Here is a 16,529-nt window from a genome sequence, read left to right as displayed (position 1 = left end):
GTAATTGACTGTTTAATCGACTGTTGAAATTCAAGCAGTTGGGGTGATCCGATTTCAACTTTTTTCAACTTTTTTGCCGGAGCGTTTAAGCCGATCAAATCCAGATAGCGCAGCTTCTCTCTATGAGTAATTTGCTTTAAGCGTGAAGTATTGGATGTACTTATTTCTTGGCATATTTGTTGCTGATGGGAGTGTTGAGGTACCAGTTAAGCTTTGAGTCGAGCACTCCGGTACACATCTTATTCCTTCAATTTTTGAGAAAGAACATCCAATGAAAAACTCATTCAAACTATTAGCGATTGCCACTTTGTTTGCGGCAAATTTGGCGCATGCTCAGCAATCCGCTGCACCAGCGGCTAGTTCAAGCGCACCAACCGCGGCAGCAAAACCCTATGTTGCACCACCATGGGAATACAAAACGCGTCAGCTGCAAAGAAATGAAATCGATGCTCTGTTTTTTTATCCATCACAAATCGTGGTGATCGATGTGCGTCGCCCCGATGAGTTAATTAAGAATGGTAGTTTTCCCGTTTATTTAAGCATACAGCTAGCTGACTTGGAAAAGAGCCTGGATCTGATTCCCAAAGATCGCACGATTATTACCGTCTCGAATCGAGCGCATCGTGCTGGCGCAGCTGGTGATTTGTTGACTGCCAAAGGTTATAAAGTAGCGGGTGCTGCCGGTAGTCTCGATTACGAAGATCAGGGTGGAAAAATTGCACGTATTACGCCTCCGCCACCACGCAATCCAACGGCTGCCGTTAGCACCAATGCTGCAACTGCGCAGGCGAGTGCTGCGAATCCGAAGTAGAGGATTTCATTATGCCAAGCTCACGCGCCCTTGCTAAACCCCCAGCTAAAAAAACTGCTCAAAACGCTGCTGAAAGTTCTGCTGAAAATTTGACGTTCAATTTTGCACAAGACTTCGATCAAGAATCGACATTACAGGAACCACTGCAATTGTCGCGTACTTCGGTGGCGACGGCTGTTGTGCCTGCTGTTCCTGTTGTGTCTTCAGCAGCAATTTTATCTATAGATAGAAATGCTACTAGAAATTTTTTAGCGATGCCCTTATGGGATTTGCCGATTCGTATTTTCCATTGGACATTGGTGATAGCGGTGCTGGTGGCGGTCGTGAGTGCGAAGCTGGGGGGGGAGTGGATGACACTACATGGCAAGGCAGGATTTGCTATCTTGGGCTTGCTCAGTTTTCGTTTGGCGTGGGGATTTGCGGGAAGTAAATACGCACGTTTTGCACAATTCTTTCCTACACCTTCCAAACTTCGACGCTATTTGCAGGGTAGTTGGAAGGCGCGAGGGCATAATCCACTAGGCGCCATTTCGGTGTTTGCTTTACTCGGACTTTTAGCGCTGCAGGCTGGAGGTGGATTGCTGACCGACGACGAAATTAGTTTTACTGGACCGCTGGCACATCTAATAGACACCGAACTAGCTGTTCGTTTGACTGGACTACATCATCAACTCTCGAACATCGTATTAGGATTGGTCGCTTTGCATATTGTGGCGATTATTTTCTATCGCGTAGTGAAGCGTAAAAATCTGCTCACTCCCATGATTACTGGGGTCGAGCAGGTTCCAGCCGAGTCTGCCTTTGAAGATATTGAGGAACAGAATGAGCGTCGCGGACAGCGTCGGCACACTGTCGCACTTGCTGTATCACTTGCGCTTGCCATTGCAGTCGCTTATGGCGCGAGTAGCGGTTTTGGTACGCGCACTCAGGCTGAACTTGTGGTTGCCCCCGCAGTGTCATCGTCGAACTTACAAGACAACGTGCAAAAGCCTGCGCCAGCGCCTGCTTGGTAGTGAGATTTGCTTAACTAGAAGAAAATCATATAAAGAACGAAGAAATGATTAGTTCTGGTTTTAAAGCTTTACCAGTATTCTCAATCCTGTCGAGAAATTTGCTTGCTTGCCTCGCAGTTCTCAACACCGATTTTGGCTAGTTCGCTGACAGTGAACAGCAGGTATTTTTATCCTTTATTTGTATCCGTTATCTGTATCCGCTATTTGTATCCATCAATATTTTGAATAAGACTAGAAAGTAAATTATGAATTTGAAGAAATTAGTATTAGCGGCTTCGCTCTCAGTCAGTAGTGTATTGGCAGTGTCTGCTTTAGCCGCAGATGTGAGCTTATTGAATGTCTCTTATGATCCAACTCGCGAACTGTATCAAGAAGTGAATGGTGCGTTTGCGAAGTATTGGAAGGCGAAGTCCGGTGACAATGTCACGATCAAGCAATCACATGGTGGCTCTGGCAAGCAAGCACGCGCCGTGATTGATGGCTTGGACGCGGATGTGGTGACGCTGGCTTTGGCCTATGATATTGATGCAGTGGCAGAGAAATCTTTGTTGAATAAAGATTGGCAAAAACGCTTGACGCATAACTCTTCTCCTTACACATCCACGATCGTTTTCCTGGTGCGCAAAGGGAATTCAAAGAGTGTGAAAGATTGGAATGATTTGACCAAACCAGGTGTTTCAGTCATCACACCAAATCCTAAGACTTCTGGCGGTGCTCGCTGGAATTACTTGGCGGCTTGGGGTTATGCTTTAAAACAAAAAGGCGGTAGCGAAGCGACTGCTAAAGACTTCGTCAAAAACTTGTATAAAAACGTACCGGTGTTAGATTCAGGTGCACGTGGTTCGACGGTGACTTTCGCCGAGCGCGGTTTGGGTGATGTTTTGATCACTTGGGAAAATGAAGCCTATCTGGCATTGAAAGAATTCGGTGCCGATAAGTTTGAAATCATCACACCTCCATTGAGTATCTTGGCAGAGCCACCAGTGGCTGTGGTTGATAAAACTGTCGACAAACGTGGTACGCGTAAAGTGGCAGAAGGCTATTTGAATTATCTGTACACAGATGAAGCGCAAGACATTATCGGTAAGAATTTCTATCGCCCGATTTCCGAAAAAGCAGCGAAAAAATATGCTGGTCAATTCGGTAAAGTGAATTTGTTTAAGATCGACGACGTATTCGGTGGCTGGACAAAAGCACAGAAAGATCACTTCGCAGATGGCGGTTCATTCGATCAGATCTACCAAGCGAAATAATTTTTTGTCGTACAGGTAGGTCTGTCGGTGGAATAAATACACTGAACCTACCCAACGCATTAATACACACCACACTAGACGATATTTGAAAAAATTTCGCTAAGATAGGGAGTGCAGTATGAGGCTCCCTGAGTATCTGGAACATAGTAAACCGGTATTTTCTTTACGCAGGTTTACTGTGTTTCATATGCGAACTGTGCTTTGCTTGAGGCGTGAACGAAATTACAAACAAAGCTGTAAAAAAATTCTGAAAAAACGCTGAAAAATCGCCGGACATCAAGTAGTAACTGTAAGCACCCTGATCTCGCAGAAATCGAGAAAAGTATAGAGAAAAAAGGATGCTTACAATTTCTTCCTGATTAACATCACTTTGTTTTTCGTACCGGCCTGTACATCCACAAGGCCTATAGTTTCGAAAAATGTTTGCCCGAATCTATGGGTGTCTGCACGGCATCAGTCGTAATTGCTTAGCACTCATTTAGTAACACTCATTTAGTAACACTCAATTAGCAACATTAATTTATCAACGTCAGACGAGAATTTATCCGTGAACAAACTCCTTACTTTTCCTGAATCGAGCGGCAGCCCTTTATCGATACGGGCTAAGGCAATGTTATTTCATGATCAGCGATCATCGGAATTATTGGAGCAAGTCGAACGTATCGCACGCTCGGACGCAACTGCTTTGATCATCGGTGAAACCGGTACTGGTAAAGAATTGATCGCCAGACATATTCATACTTCCAGTGGACGTAAAGGTCCCTTCATCGCCGTCAACTGCGGGGCATTTAGCGAAACCTTGATCGATGCTGAATTATTTGGACACGAGTCCGGCGCATTTACCGGCGCTAATCAAGCACGTTCTGGATGGTTTGAGGCCGCGAATGGAGGTACTTTATTTTTGGATGAAGTCGGCGATTTATCGCTCGCTTTGCAAGTGAAATTACTGCGCGTACTGCAAGAGCGACAAGTCGTGAGAATTGGTTCACGTCGGCCTGTCGCGCTTGACGTGCGGCTGGTTGCGGCGACCAACGTAGATTTGCAAAAAGCAATTGCGGCTGACCGCTTTCGTTCGGATCTTTACTATCGTCTCAGTGTGGCGACAATTGACCTGCCACCCTTGTGCGATAGGCCCGGCGACATCTTGCCTTTAGCACGACACTTTATTGAAATCTATAGTGAACGACTACAAGTGAATCGGGTCAGTTTGTCGAGCGAAGCTGAGTCCGCTTTGTTGGCTTATGAATGGCCGGGCAATATTCGAGAACTTGAAAATGTGGTGCACTATAGTTTGATCGTCTGCCGGAATAATATTATTGAAGCCGATGATTTACGCTTGGTCGGCGCGCTACATCGTAGCCGGGGAAGATCCGTGCCAGTGCGTGCGGACTCTGCTAGAAGCGTGCCTGATTCTCTTCCTGCAGTGCGCGACGCTGAACTGGACGAACAGCGTCCAAACGCATCTGTAGAAAGTGAACCAGCCGTGGCGGATGCTGCGTCTGATCATATCGGTGCAGAGCTACATCCGCTGCAACAAATCGAGCAACTGATAGCATGTTTGATCGAGAACGAACAAGTCAGTTTATTGGACACTGTAGAGCAATCTTTGATTCGCATCGCGTTTGCCAAGTGTAAGGATAATCAGGTGCAAACCGCCAAGGTCTTGGGCATTAGCCGCAACATATTGCGCACCTACTTGAAGCGTTATGGCTTAATCGGACAAGAAGGAAAAGAACCTGAAATTCACATCGCTAATACGGAAGAAGTTGAATTGGTATAGCCGCTAAAATAGTAATATTTGCAGGACAGTAAGCCCGCTCATCTTCAAGCAACTTCAAGCTTTTGAGTGGGCTTTTCTCCACTGAAAATGGCGATATCTTTTCTCAGAATAAGCTTGCGCGAAACGATTCCTTATCAAAATCTGTGCTTGCCCCTATGCTTAAGTCATGATTCACATTCTGACTTACATTTATGAACTATCCCGCATTAACTCGCTATATTCAGCATTTACAAAACAAACTACCCGCTAACACGAATCTTTATTTTGATGAAGATGGGCGGGTGCATGGTCGATTTTTCCATGCGCGACTTGCTAGTGTTTATCAAACCATATGTTCTGCAAATACGCTAGAAGTAAAAGCCTGCGAGGCCTATGCGCGCAGCGTGTCGAATGAAGAACCCGGGTTGAGTATTTGGAAACTGCTAGAAAATATTGCTAGTGATGAAGAGTCGGTTGAACTCGATCGCTTATGTCGCTTGCTACACACGATCAATTATTTCAAACAGTTAGATAACTCGGTGAAAGACCTTTATTTGACCGTGCACAATCGCCTATTAGTTGCGGTCGCAGGTAATCACGGAGCCGCATTCAGACGTGTTCTGGAGAGTTTGGAGTTGCCGCAGCAAAAAGTGATCTTACAGTTGCCGAGAATTACGCCCAGCCAGCGATGGGTATTGAGTCACGTAGCGGAGAACTATCGTAGAAATGGTTTTAGGATTGGTGCCAATGCGGGTAGTTTAGATGAAGCGCATGATTTATTAATACGTATCCGTCCGGCTTCAATTAAGTTAGATGTCGGCTTGGTGAATGAAGCTAGGAATTTTCAACATCTGTTAAAAAATGCGGCAGAGATAGGCACACAGATTGTGGTGCGCAAGATAGAAACCGAGCAATCGTATTTATCTTTGCAAGAATACTACGATGGAACATCGCCCTTCCTGGTGCAAGGCTATTTCTTCGACCTGCCGAAATCTGACACACCGACGCGATTCCTTGCTAAGCCTAAGGAATTAGGGCTTGCTAGTGATGCCATACTCGCGCTCCCCTTGTAATCTGCAATTTACAATTGGTGGTAATGCCCGCTAGATTTATGCATTACCAAGGCAGCATATTCTTAAAACAGATAAAGAAATGCAGAAAAAATCGTTTTCCATATAACACGCCTATGTAATGATGTGACTCTCTTAGTCATATCAGTAATAAAGGCATCACATGGCATTTTTCTCCAGCAATCGGGCAAAAGCACGGCGAGTCATTCCTGGCTTTAGTCTGTCAGTGGGCTTTACCATATTTTACCTGGGCCTCATTGTCTTGATTCCACTCTCAGCGGTGTTTTTCAAGACCTTCACGATGACCTGGGATGCCTTCTGGCACACCGTGACTTCCGAACGCGTGATGGCATCGTATCGCCTGACGTTTGGCGCCTCTTTGCTGGCCGCTTTCATTAATGTCATTTTCGGCGGCATCCTGGCGTGGGTATTGGTGCGCTATAAATTTCCGGGCAAGCGTTTGATTGATGCCTTTGTTGACTTACCGTTTGCTTTGCCGACAGCCGTGGCGGGAATTACCTTAGCGACCTTATATGCGCCGAATGGCTGGATCGGCAAACTGCTTGCGCCTTGGGGCATTAAAGTCGCTTATACACCTTTAGGCGTTTTAGTCGCCTTGATTTTTATTGGTCTGCCCTTCGTCGTGCGTACCGTACAGCCAGTCTTGGAAGAAGCCGAAAAAGAATTAGAAGAGGCGGCGATCAGCCTCGGCGCAAGTCATTGGCAAACCTTCATCAAGGTCATTTTTCCGACCATACTTCCGGCGGTCTTGACTGGCTTTGCGCTCGCCTTTGCGCGTGCAACGGGTGAATATGGCTCAGTGATTTTTATTGCAGGCAATATGCCCATGATTTCTGAAATCACGCCCTTATTCATGATCACCAAATTGGAGCAATATGATTATGCGGGAGCGACGGCGATTGCGGTGGTGATGCTGATTATCTCTTTCATTTTGTTATTGGCGATTAATGGTTTGCAAGCGTGGACGCGCCGTCGTCAAACTGCGGGGAGAGAATAATGGTCAGCACAAGCAACGCTAACGCATCAGCGTCACAAAAACGAATCGAACCGCCATTGCAATTGCAAGCGACGATGGAGCCAGTTTGGGTCAGAGTCATATTGATTGTATTGGCATTGGCTTTTGTAACGCTGTTTTTGTTCGTGCCTTTAGTGGCTGTATTCTCAGAAGCTTTACGCAAAGGTTGGGAAACCTATCTGACAGCAATCCAAGAACCAGACGCGCTGTCAGCGATTAAATTGACTTTGATTTCCGCCGCCATTGCGGTGCCACTCAACCTCGTGTTTGGCGTGGCTGCAGCGTGGGCGATTGCGAAATTTGAATTTCGTGGCAAGAATGTTTTGCTGACTTTGATCGATTTGCCGTTCTCGGTATCGCCCGTGATTTCTGGCTTGATTTATGTCTTGCTATTTGGTGCCCAAGGTTGGTTTGGCGAGTGGTTGCGCGCACATGATATTAAGATTTTATTCGCGGTGCCCGGGATTGTGTTAGCCACGATTTTTGTCACCTTCCCGTTTGTCGCCCGCGAATTAATTCCTTTGATGCAGGCGCAAGGGAGCGAGGAAGAAGAAGCCGCACTCGTGCTCGGCGCTTCAGGCTGGAAGACCTTTTGGCACGTGACTTTGCCTAATATCAAGTGGGGTTTGTTGTACGGCGTGATTCTATGTAATGCACGTGCCATGGGCGAATTCGGCGCGGTGTCGGTCGTGTCAGGTCATATTCGTGGTGAGACTAATACCATGCCTTTGCAAGTCGAGATTTTGTATAACGAATATAACTTCACCGCCGCGTTTGCTGTAGCGTCTTTACTGACTCTGTTGGCCTTAGTGACCTTGGCATTGAAGACGATAGTGGAATGGAAAACTGACGAGTCGCGTCAGCGTATTCCGCAAGAGTAGCAGTTAGTGCCTCTCTCGCAAGCGATCGGCGGATGTAAGGACAAAACTCCCTCTCCCGTGAGCGGGAGAGGGTTGGGGTGAGGGCGGTTCAGATTGGCGAAATGCCTATTTAGTGCTTATTTAATGCCCGTGGCTCTATCTAGTATATGCAGATGAAATGTCAATTGACTTACTTGACGCTCCTCATCTCAAACCCTTCTCCAGCTTCTTTCGCTAGCTGGAGAAGAGAGTAAGTGTGTACGTTTTTGAAAAAATTTGGAAGATTGGAAAAACCATGAGCATCGCTGTCAATCAATTGCAAAAACGCTTCGGCAATTTTACTGCCTTAGATAAAGTGTCTTTAGATTTTCCGAATGGCGAATTAACTGCACTGTTGGGACCATCTGGTTGTGGTAAGACGACTTTGCTGAGGATTATTGCTGGTTTGGAGTATGCCGATAGTGGTCAGGTTTTGCTCGATGGTGAAGACGCGTCGAATCAGCATGTGCGTGAGCGCCAGGTAGGTTTTGTGTTTCAGCATTATGCGCTGTTTAAACACATGACGATCTTTGAAAATATCGCTTTTGGCCTGCGTGTGAAACCACGTCATTTACGTCCATCTGAAGCGCAGATCAAAGAAAAAGTCACCAAGTTACTGGAGCTAGTGCAACTCGATTGGTTAGCGGATCGTTACCCGCCGCAACTGTCTGGCGGACAACGCCAACGTATTGCCTTAGCACGCGCCTTAGCAGTTGAGCCGCGGGTCTTGTTGTTGGATGAACCCTTCGGTGCGCTTGACGCGAAAGTGCGTAAAGAACTGCGCCGTTGGTTGCGTCGTTTGCATGACGAATTGCATGTCACCAGTATTTTTGTCACGCATGATCAGGAAGAGGCTTTGGAAGTTGCCGATCAAATCGTGGTGATGAATCATGGCAAAGTCGAACAAGTTGGTGCACCGAATGAAGTCTACCAACACCCGGCGACGCCGTTTGTGTATGGATTCTTGGGTAACGTGAATCTGTTTCATGGTCGCGTGCATGAAGGCATACTCGATGCCGATGGTGTTGCATTCGATGCGCCGGGTCATGCCGATACCCGCGATGCGGTCGGGACTGGTTATGTGCGTCCGCATGAGCTCGATATCGACCGCTACACGGCGGGCGCGACTGGCTTGGTCGTGAAATTGCGACGCGTGCATGGCATAGGCCCATTGGCGCAGTTGGAATTGGTGCGGGAAGATAATGGTCAGGTCTTAGAAGCGATGATTACGAGCGAGCGTGCTGTGCATTTAAATTTACAAGTGGGCGAAGCCTTGATTGTGAAACCACGTCGCCTGCACGTATTTGTTGAAAACCACATTGAAAGCCAGTTGGCTTAGGACAGATTATGAATTTCCAACAATTACGCTCCATCCGCGAAGCTTGCCGTTGTGGTTATAACCTCACTGAAGTGGCAAATGTTTTATACACGTCGCAACCTGGCGTGAGTCGTCAGATTCGCGAAGTGGAAGAAGAGTTAGGTGTCGATATTTTTGAACGTAACGGCAAACGCTTAACTGGATTGACTGAGCCAGGTAAGGGCATTTTGCCCATCATAGAAAGATTATTGTTAGAAGCCGAGAATTTACGTCAGGCTGGCAATGATTATTCGGATCAGGCACGCGGCACTTTAGCGATTGCGACTACGCATACTCAAGCACGTTATGTGCTGCCGAAAGTCGTACAGCAATTTCGTTTAGCATTTCCCGAAGTGCGCATAGCCTTGCAACAAAGCGCGCCCGAGCATATTGCCGAATGGGTCTTATCAGGTAAAGCGGATATCGGTATTGCGACTGAGGGTTTGTCGGCATTTAAGGACTTAGTGTCTTTCCCTTGCTATGAATGGAATCACGTGGTCGTAGTGCCAGACGGCCATCCCTTATTAGCACATGCGGAATTAAGTTTAGAAGATCTCGCGAAATTTCCTTTGATTACTTACGATGTTGGTTTTACCGGGCGTGGCCATATTGATGATGCATTTAAGCGCGCGGGTTTGCGTACTGATATCGTATTAACTGCGATGGATTCTGACGTTATTCAACAATATGTAGCGCTTGGTTTAGGCGTCGGTTTGGTCGCTTCGATGGCGATTGAATCTGGGAATGAGAATCAACGTGCGCAAGGTTTGCGCACGATTTCTGCGAGTCATTTATTCCAATCGAATGTGACTAGATTGGCAGTGCGTCGTGGTGCCTATCTGCGTGCCTATACTTTCGACTTCATTCAAAAATTTGCACCAGATTTAAGTCGTGAAGACATTCGTGCTGCTTTGGCGGAACAAGAAGTTTAGGCTATAAAAGAAATGCCGCCAGTACCTGCACAGGTATTGACGGCATGGATAGCTAACGAGAACTTCGGTTACATTGTAGTGAAGCGTTGACGAATGGATGCTTCTATACCTTCTGCATTCAAGCCGCACTGCGCTAACAGGAGTGCTGGATCGCCGTGATCAACAAACTTGTCTGGCAATCCTAGTATCAATAGCGGCTTGCTGATATTTGCCGCTGCCAATGCCTCGGCGACAGCCGAGCCTGCACCGCCCATCACACAGCCTTCTTCTATCGTGACTAGTGCTTCGTGACTTGCCGCCATCTCTTTAATCATGTCCAGATCTATCGGTTTGATAAAGCGCATATTGACCACGCTGGCATCGAGTGATTCTGCCGCCGTTAAGGCCGGATGCACCATAGAGCCAAATGCCAGAATCGCGATTTTTTTGCCCTGACGTTTGAGTTCTGCTTTACCTAAAGGAAGTTCCGTTAAGGCAGTTTCGATTGTGGCGCCTATACCAGCCCCACGCGGGTAGCGAATCGCCGCTGGACCCGGATAGTTGTAACCGGTTGTCAGCATTTGGCGGCATTCATTTTCATCACTAGCTGCCATTACTACCATATTGGGAATGCAGCGCAGATAAGCTAAATCGTAATTGCCTGCATGCGTCGCACCATCGGCACCGACCAAACCAGCGCGATCTAAGGCGAAGGTGACATCCAGATTTTGCAAGGCGACATCATGAATCAATTGATCATAAGCGCGTTGTAAAAAGGTTGAGTAAATGGCGACTACCGGTTTCATTCCTTCGGTCGCCATGCCACCCGCAAACGTGACGGAGTGTTGTTCAGCGATGCCGACGTCGTAGTAACGCTTAGGAAAGCGCTGTTCAAATTCCACCATGCCCGAACCTTCGCGCATCGCTGGCGTAATGCCGATCAGCTTGTCATCGGCAGCGGCCATATCGCACAGCCAATCACCAAATACTTGCGTGTAAGTTTTCTTAGCTGGTGCGGCGGCAGGTTTGATGCCTTCGGCTGGATTGAACTTGCCGGGGCCATGATACAAAATCGGATCAGCTTCCGCGAGCTTATAGCCCTGACCTTTTTTCGTTACCACATGCAAAAATTGCGGGCCTTTTAGATTCTTGATATTTTGCAACGTAGGAATTAAAGATTCCAGATCATGTCCGTCGATAGGCCCAATATAGTTGAAGCCAAATTCCTCAAACATGGTCGCGGGCACGATCATGCCTTTGGCATGTTCTTCAAAACGACGTGCTAGTTCTAGCATAGGCGATGGCAAAACGGATTTGCCAACATTACGCGCTGCTGCATAAAACTTGCCAGACATCAGGCGCGCCAGATAACGATTCAAAGCACCGACGGGTGGCGAAATCGACATATCGTTATCGTTGAGCACGACCAGCATGTTGATGTCATCATAGACACCCGCATTATTCAAAGCCTCGAACGCCATACCAGCAGTCATAGAACCATCACCGATGATCGCAACAGCATGACGTGATTCACCTTTGGTACGCGCGGCTAATGCCATGCCGAGCGCCGCAGAAATCGAAGTCGATGAATGCGCAGTACCAAAGGTATCGTATTCACTTTCTACTCTGCGCGGAAAGCCGGAAATCCCATCAAGCTGACGTAAGCTATGCATCTGGTCGCGTCGGCCAGTGAGAATTTTATGCGGATAGGTTTGATGACCCACATCCCACACTAATCGGTCTTCGGGAGTATTGAACACATAATGCAGTGCGATAGTGAGTTCAACTGTGCCCAGATTTGAGGATAAATGACCGCCAGTTTTTGATACTGAGTCAATCACATATTGGCGTAATTCGTCTGCCAGCGCGCTTAATTGCGCACGGTTGAGTTGACGCAGGTCGGCGGGGGAATTGATCGTAGATAATAGGGACATGTTTATGCTTTCCGCTGAACGATGAGATCTGCTAAATCATGCAGATGCTGGGCGGATTCTCCAAATGGGGATAAGGCTTGATGGGCGTCTTTACATAGCTGATCTGCTAACTGGCGCGAAGCCTCTAAACCTAAAAGTGAGACATAGGTCGGCTTATTATCAGCAGCATCTTTGCCAGCGGTTTTACCTAAAGTCGCCGAATCAGCAGTCGCGTCAAGGACATCATCGACGACTTGAAACGCAAGGCCAATCGCACGTGCGTAGTGATCGAGCGCGCTGATTTCTTCTGCAGTAAGTCGCTTACCACTCATCGCTCCCAGCAACACCGAAGCACGTAGTAATGCGCCAGTTTTTAGTCTGTGCATTTGTTCCAATTCAGGCAGGCTTAAAGCCTTACCCACACTGGCTAAATCAATTGCCTGACCGCCACACATACCGACTGAACCTGAAGCCTGTGCTAATAATTGCAACATGGGCAGCTTGTGATCTGCACAAGCTTGTGCTTCGCTAAGCACTAAAAATGCCTGTGCCTGTAAGGCATCACCCACTAATAAGGCAGTCGCTTCGTCATATTTCTTATGAACGGTAGGTTTGCCACGACGAAGTGCATCATCATCCATGCAAGGCATGTCATCATGTACCAAAGAATAGGCATGAATCATTTCGACTGCGCAGGCGGCACGGGATAATAATTCTGTAGGTGCTTCGAACAATTTGCCTGCTGCAAATACCAATAAGGGACGAACGCGTTTACCACCGTCTAATACCGCATACGCCATGGCTTCATGTAAGGTTTGCGGTTCTTGGTTCAGCGCGGGTAAATAGTTGGTGAGGGCAACTTCGACATCGGCTTGTATGGATTTCATCCATGTCTGAAATTGACTACTCATGCCTGATCCTCAGAATTGCTGGTATCTGTCGCGAAAGGTTTCAACATGCCGGCATCGAGGATTTTGACTTGTTGTTCAACTTTTTCTAATTGGGTAGCACAATATTTGATCAGGTCAGAGCCACGTTGGTAAGCGGTGATGGAAGCTTCCAAAGGAAGTTGGCCAGTTTCCATTTGTGATACCAATTCGCTCAGTTCGGCCATCGCACTTTCGAACGAATTTGGTGTGGAATTAGACGGTAATTTCTTTGACATAGAGTAGTATGCACGGTAGATTGCAGGAGCGGCAAATGAAGACTAGCCAGCGATCCTCGAAAACCCTGTATTTTAGAGCAAAGGGACTGGCTGTGTGGAGTTATCCTACTACTTGTTATGAATTGCAAAGTAGCACAAAGAAATCTGAGGAAGTGCGCGTGCGAAATCGGGTAAAGTAAATATATCGCTGTAGTTCGATATGAAAATCAAAATAAAAATATTATTTGCATAAGAAAATCGAATCCAAAACAAGAAAAAGCCAAGAAAAATCCAAAAATATGCTCAAAAAATGAGCGGAATTGCGTTTCGAACATTTCCATGTGGAAATAATTTGAATATAGTCGTAAATATAGCCGTGAATATAGTTGTGAATAAAATCGTGATTGCTGAAACTTAATAAATTGCCGAAATTGCCGAAATTGCCGAAATTGTCCCAATAGCTATTTGATTATTGTATTGTTGTATTCTTGTATTGTTGCTAGTCGAGTAATTACTCATCAGCTTAGTGTTGTTAAAATTCTTGTATGTCCAAAAACCAAGCACATCGAAAGCAAGTCGAGGGGAATCCTAAGGTCAAAGCGCCAATTTCATTGGAAAAGCTGGATACTTGGCAAGCCTTGGTACAACACGCCTATCAATTGACCGCTCTGCAGATCGACGCATTTGCGGCGCGCTTATCGCATGCCTTATTTGTAAAATCCGAAGAAGCTAGTGACGCAAAAGAAGCCGCTCTGTATTTTCACGGTGCGCAATTACTGAAAAACAGTACGTATACTTATTACTATCTTTGTTCCGGCATACTGGAAAAAACGCTGAAGAGTGAAGCTGCAGTGATCCGCAGCCCGGAAAAAAAAGCACCCATTGCTTTGTCCGATGAAGGCATGACGCTCGTCTCTTACGAAGAGATGGATTTGAAGCTCAGTATCAGCCGTGCGAGTCGTTCTCTGGAGTTGGATCATGCCGAAAGTTTGGCTGCGTTGAACATGCGCTTGGCCAGCTTGTTGGATGTAGAAACAATTAATTTGGTTCAAAACCCATTTAGGCCTGAGATTTTTTTGCGTGTACTCAACGCTGCTTGGTGTGAGTTCAATCCTGAAAAATCAGCACACGACTATGTATTGCCTATGCTCAGTGATCTGATTTTTGATTTAGGACCTGTGTATCAAGCATTAAATGAGTTATTGGTGGTTCGTGGTGTCCTGCCCGATTTGCAAGAATCCTACCGCATGAAACGTAAGCAGGCGAGTGCCGAAGCTGAGCGTGTGGGCGAAGTGGTTAAAAACGAAGTCACCAAAAAACTTGAACAATATTTCTCCGAGCAATCTGGTGTGCCATCTGGTGGCTCTGGTGGCGTCAGTGGCATGGGCGGTGGAAGTGGACTCGGCGGCGGTGGTGGCGGTAGTAGTGGTGGTGCCGGTTCTGCCGGAATGGCAGGCTCTGGTGCGGCGATGTCGCAAGCAATGGGTGGAATGCATTTCCCCAATTCATCGGCTAGTTTTCAGCCCGCTAATTCAGAGCTGTTTCAATATCTGGCGGGTGTCCAGAAAAACATGGCGATACATCAATTGGTATCGGGCGCTCAACAAGCTATGCGCTTGTCGAATTTGCGCCAAGAAATGCCATCGATGTTTCATAGCGGCGTCGAGAAGCATACTTTTGATTTGATGTCGCATGTGTTTGACGGTGTTTTGAGCAATCATGAAATTGCTGACCCGATTAAAGAGCTCATTAGTGCACTGCAAGTGCCGGTGTTGAAGGCGGCTTTAATTGATAAAGATTTTTTCTTCCAAGATGCGCATCCGGCACGCCGCTTGATCGACTTATTGTCGAAATACAGTGTTGAGTTAGATCCTGAAAAAGGTCAGAACGATCCATTATTTCAGGAGATGCAGCGCAATGTTATACGCGTACAAAAAGAATTTGATCAGCAGTTAGATTTATTCGATGAAGTTGTCACCGACCTTGAAAATTTCATTAAGAAAGAGGAAGCCGCAACGATAGAAGCTTTGCAAGCGCCGATTAATCGTGCACTGCAAAGGGAGAAATTTAAACAAGCCAGTATTTCCGCTACTAATGACATCTCTATGCGCATAGGTACGGGTGAGGTAATGGCATTTGTTGAGACATTCTTAGAGCATCGTTGGACTAAAGTATTGACGCTTGCCTATAGCGTACAAGATCAAAAGCCACACGCAGTTGAAGATGCGATCAAGACCATGGATGATTTGATCTGGAGTATCAAACCAAAGATGACACTGGCGCAGCGACAAGACATGATCAATCGCTTGCCCGGCATATTGGCACGCCTGAACAAATGGTTAAGTCTGATCAAATGGGAAGATGCAGATCGCGTGCAATTTTTTGCCGATCTGGCTGAATGCCATGCGTCCATCGTACGTGCACCGTTAGAATTGTCTCCAGAGCGCCAGATGGAAATCGCGGTAGAAGCCGCCAAGATTGCCACCGAACGCCGCTTAGAAAAACGCGCAAAAGCAGAGGCCGAGGCGAAATCGAAAGCGCAGGCTGAAGAAGCTGAAAAAATGCGCTTGGTCGCTCAGGAATTAGAAAAAGCCAAAGCCGATGCGGAACAAAAAGCCTTGGAAGAAGCTCAAGCACAAGCCCAAGCACAAGCAAAAGCAACTGTTGCAACTGACAATGCTGAAGTCGTGAACGAGGCTGATACTGTTCCTGGTGAAGAGCAAGCACAGGCGCAAAATAAAGCGAAACCTGCAGCGCCAACGCCAGAAATTAGTCAAGAATCGATAGTCGCGAAGATTGAGCGGGCGATCGAAGAAGCTGCCACCACGGTCGCTGGTCTGGAACGCGGCGTTTGGGTGCAGTTCCGCAAACTAGACAACACTTTACAAAAAGTGAGGTTAGCTTGGGTTAGCCCCATGCGCAGCCTGTTTATTTTTACTTCTAGTCAAAAAGAGAAATCATTCTCGGTAGCAGTCGATGAGCTAGAAAGAAATTTCCGCGATGGACGTGCGACGGTGGTGTCCGTTGATCATGTCGTCGATAAAGCTTTGCTAGAAGCTTTGAATCACCCCAAATCAATATCAGAGCCAGAGGCAGTTCCTGCTTAAATCGCCAGTTTTTTGTTTGTCGATTGATTCTTTGCGCTTTCGTTTCTCACATACCCGCTCCGTCGGGTGGCCGTAAGGTTTACAGACAACAGGCTTGGATGAAGTGATTTTTTCTTTTCCGATTTCCAATCTCCAACCTTACACATAAAGATTCAGTACTGAAAATGTCTGAAGGCTTGTGCCAGCTCAAGAAAAATTCTCTTTTCTAGCATCTAGAGATTTCCTCCCCACTCCTGCCTCAAAATCACATTTAACA

Annotated in this window: 13 protein-coding genes; 10 read left to right on the top strand and 3 right to left on the bottom strand. The window is 46.7% G+C overall.

The features are described 5' to 3' along the window. The first annotated feature begins 271 nt into the window (after positions 1–271). From H8K55_RS10390 to H8K55_RS10350, 9 genes are all read left to right on the top strand, one after another. Positions 272–811 carry a rhodanese-like domain-containing protein gene (locus H8K55_RS10390; protein ID WP_186942022.1) on the top strand — a complete coding sequence of 180 codons (540 nt, stop codon included), beginning with the start codon at positions 272–274 and terminating at the stop codon, positions 809–811. Between the two features lie 11 nt (positions 812–822). Continuing rightward, the gene (locus tag H8K55_RS10385; protein ID WP_230408558.1) at positions 823–1,824 is read left to right on the top strand and encodes a cytochrome b/b6 domain-containing protein; all 1,002 of its coding nucleotides are present in this window, start codon (positions 823–825) and stop codon (positions 1,822–1,824) included. 245 nt (positions 1,825–2,069) lie between these two features. Continuing rightward, entirely contained in the window at positions 2,070–3,077 is a 1,008-nt protein-coding gene (locus tag H8K55_RS10380) for a sulfate ABC transporter substrate-binding protein (protein WP_186942021.1), read from the top strand. Positions 3,078–3,624: 547 nt separating this feature from the next. Then, a complete protein-coding gene (locus H8K55_RS10375) occupies positions 3,625–4,857 on the top strand; it encodes a sigma-54 interaction domain-containing protein (protein ID WP_329605019.1) in 1,233 nt (410 codons plus the stop codon). 191 nt (positions 4,858–5,048) lie between these two features. Further along, positions 5,049–5,909, top strand: a complete 861-nt coding sequence (locus H8K55_RS10370; protein WP_186942020.1) for an EAL domain-containing protein — start codon at positions 5,049–5,051, stop codon at positions 5,907–5,909. A gap of 160 nt (positions 5,910–6,069) precedes the next feature. Further along, positions 6,070–6,924: a sulfate ABC transporter permease subunit CysT gene (gene cysT, locus H8K55_RS10365; protein WP_186942019.1), complete on the top strand. Its 855-nt coding sequence runs from the start codon at positions 6,070–6,072 to the stop codon at positions 6,922–6,924. Beyond that, the gene (gene cysW, locus H8K55_RS10360; RefSeq protein WP_186942018.1) at positions 6,924–7,823 is read left to right on the top strand and encodes a sulfate ABC transporter permease subunit CysW; all 900 of its coding nucleotides are present in this window, start codon (positions 6,924–6,926) and stop codon (positions 7,821–7,823) included. The genes cysT and cysW overlap by 1 nt, the downstream gene beginning before the upstream one ends. Positions 7,824–8,097: 274 nt before the next feature. Continuing rightward, a complete protein-coding gene (locus tag H8K55_RS10355; RefSeq protein WP_186942017.1) occupies positions 8,098–9,180 on the top strand; it encodes a sulfate/molybdate ABC transporter ATP-binding protein in 1,083 nt (360 codons plus the stop codon). Positions 9,181–9,188: 8 nt separating this feature from the next. After that, positions 9,189–10,130 carry a CysB family HTH-type transcriptional regulator gene (locus tag H8K55_RS10350; protein ID WP_186942016.1) on the top strand — a complete coding sequence of 314 codons (942 nt, stop codon included), beginning with the start codon at positions 9,189–9,191 and terminating at the stop codon, positions 10,128–10,130. Between the two features lie 68 nt (positions 10,131–10,198). On the opposite strand, the gene dxs is transcribed toward H8K55_RS10350, so the two are convergent. From dxs to H8K55_RS10335, 3 genes are read right to left on the bottom strand one after another with little or no spacing between them, the layout of a single operon-like run. Further along, a complete protein-coding gene (gene dxs, locus H8K55_RS10345; protein WP_186942015.1) occupies positions 10,199–12,043 on the bottom strand; it encodes a 1-deoxy-D-xylulose-5-phosphate synthase in 1,845 nt (614 codons plus the stop codon). 2 nt (positions 12,044–12,045) lie between these two features. Next, complete coding sequence (locus tag H8K55_RS10340; RefSeq protein ID WP_186942014.1) at positions 12,046–12,933, bottom strand: polyprenyl synthetase family protein; 888 nt, start codon at positions 12,931–12,933, stop codon at positions 12,046–12,048. Continuing rightward, positions 12,930–13,187, bottom strand: coding sequence for an exodeoxyribonuclease VII small subunit (locus H8K55_RS10335; RefSeq protein WP_186942013.1), 258 nt, complete (start codon positions 13,185–13,187; stop codon positions 12,930–12,932). Before H8K55_RS10335 ends, H8K55_RS10340 begins: the two co-directional genes overlap by 4 nt. Before the next feature lie 524 nt (positions 13,188–13,711). On the opposite strand from H8K55_RS10335, the gene H8K55_RS10330 reads away from it, so the two are divergent. Further along, entirely contained in the window at positions 13,712–16,273 is a 2,562-nt protein-coding gene (locus tag H8K55_RS10330; RefSeq protein WP_186942012.1) for a DUF1631 family protein, read from the top strand. The last annotated feature ends 256 nt before the right edge of the window (positions 16,274–16,529 follow it).

The organism is Affinundibacterium flavidum (assembly GCF_014284175.1).
In the GTDB taxonomy this organism is placed as follows: Bacteria; Pseudomonadota; Gammaproteobacteria; order Burkholderiales; family Burkholderiaceae_D; genus Undibacterium; species Undibacterium flavidum.
The sequence above is the reverse complement of the archived record's forward strand: the minus strand, read 5'-3'. Positions and strand labels throughout refer to the sequence as shown.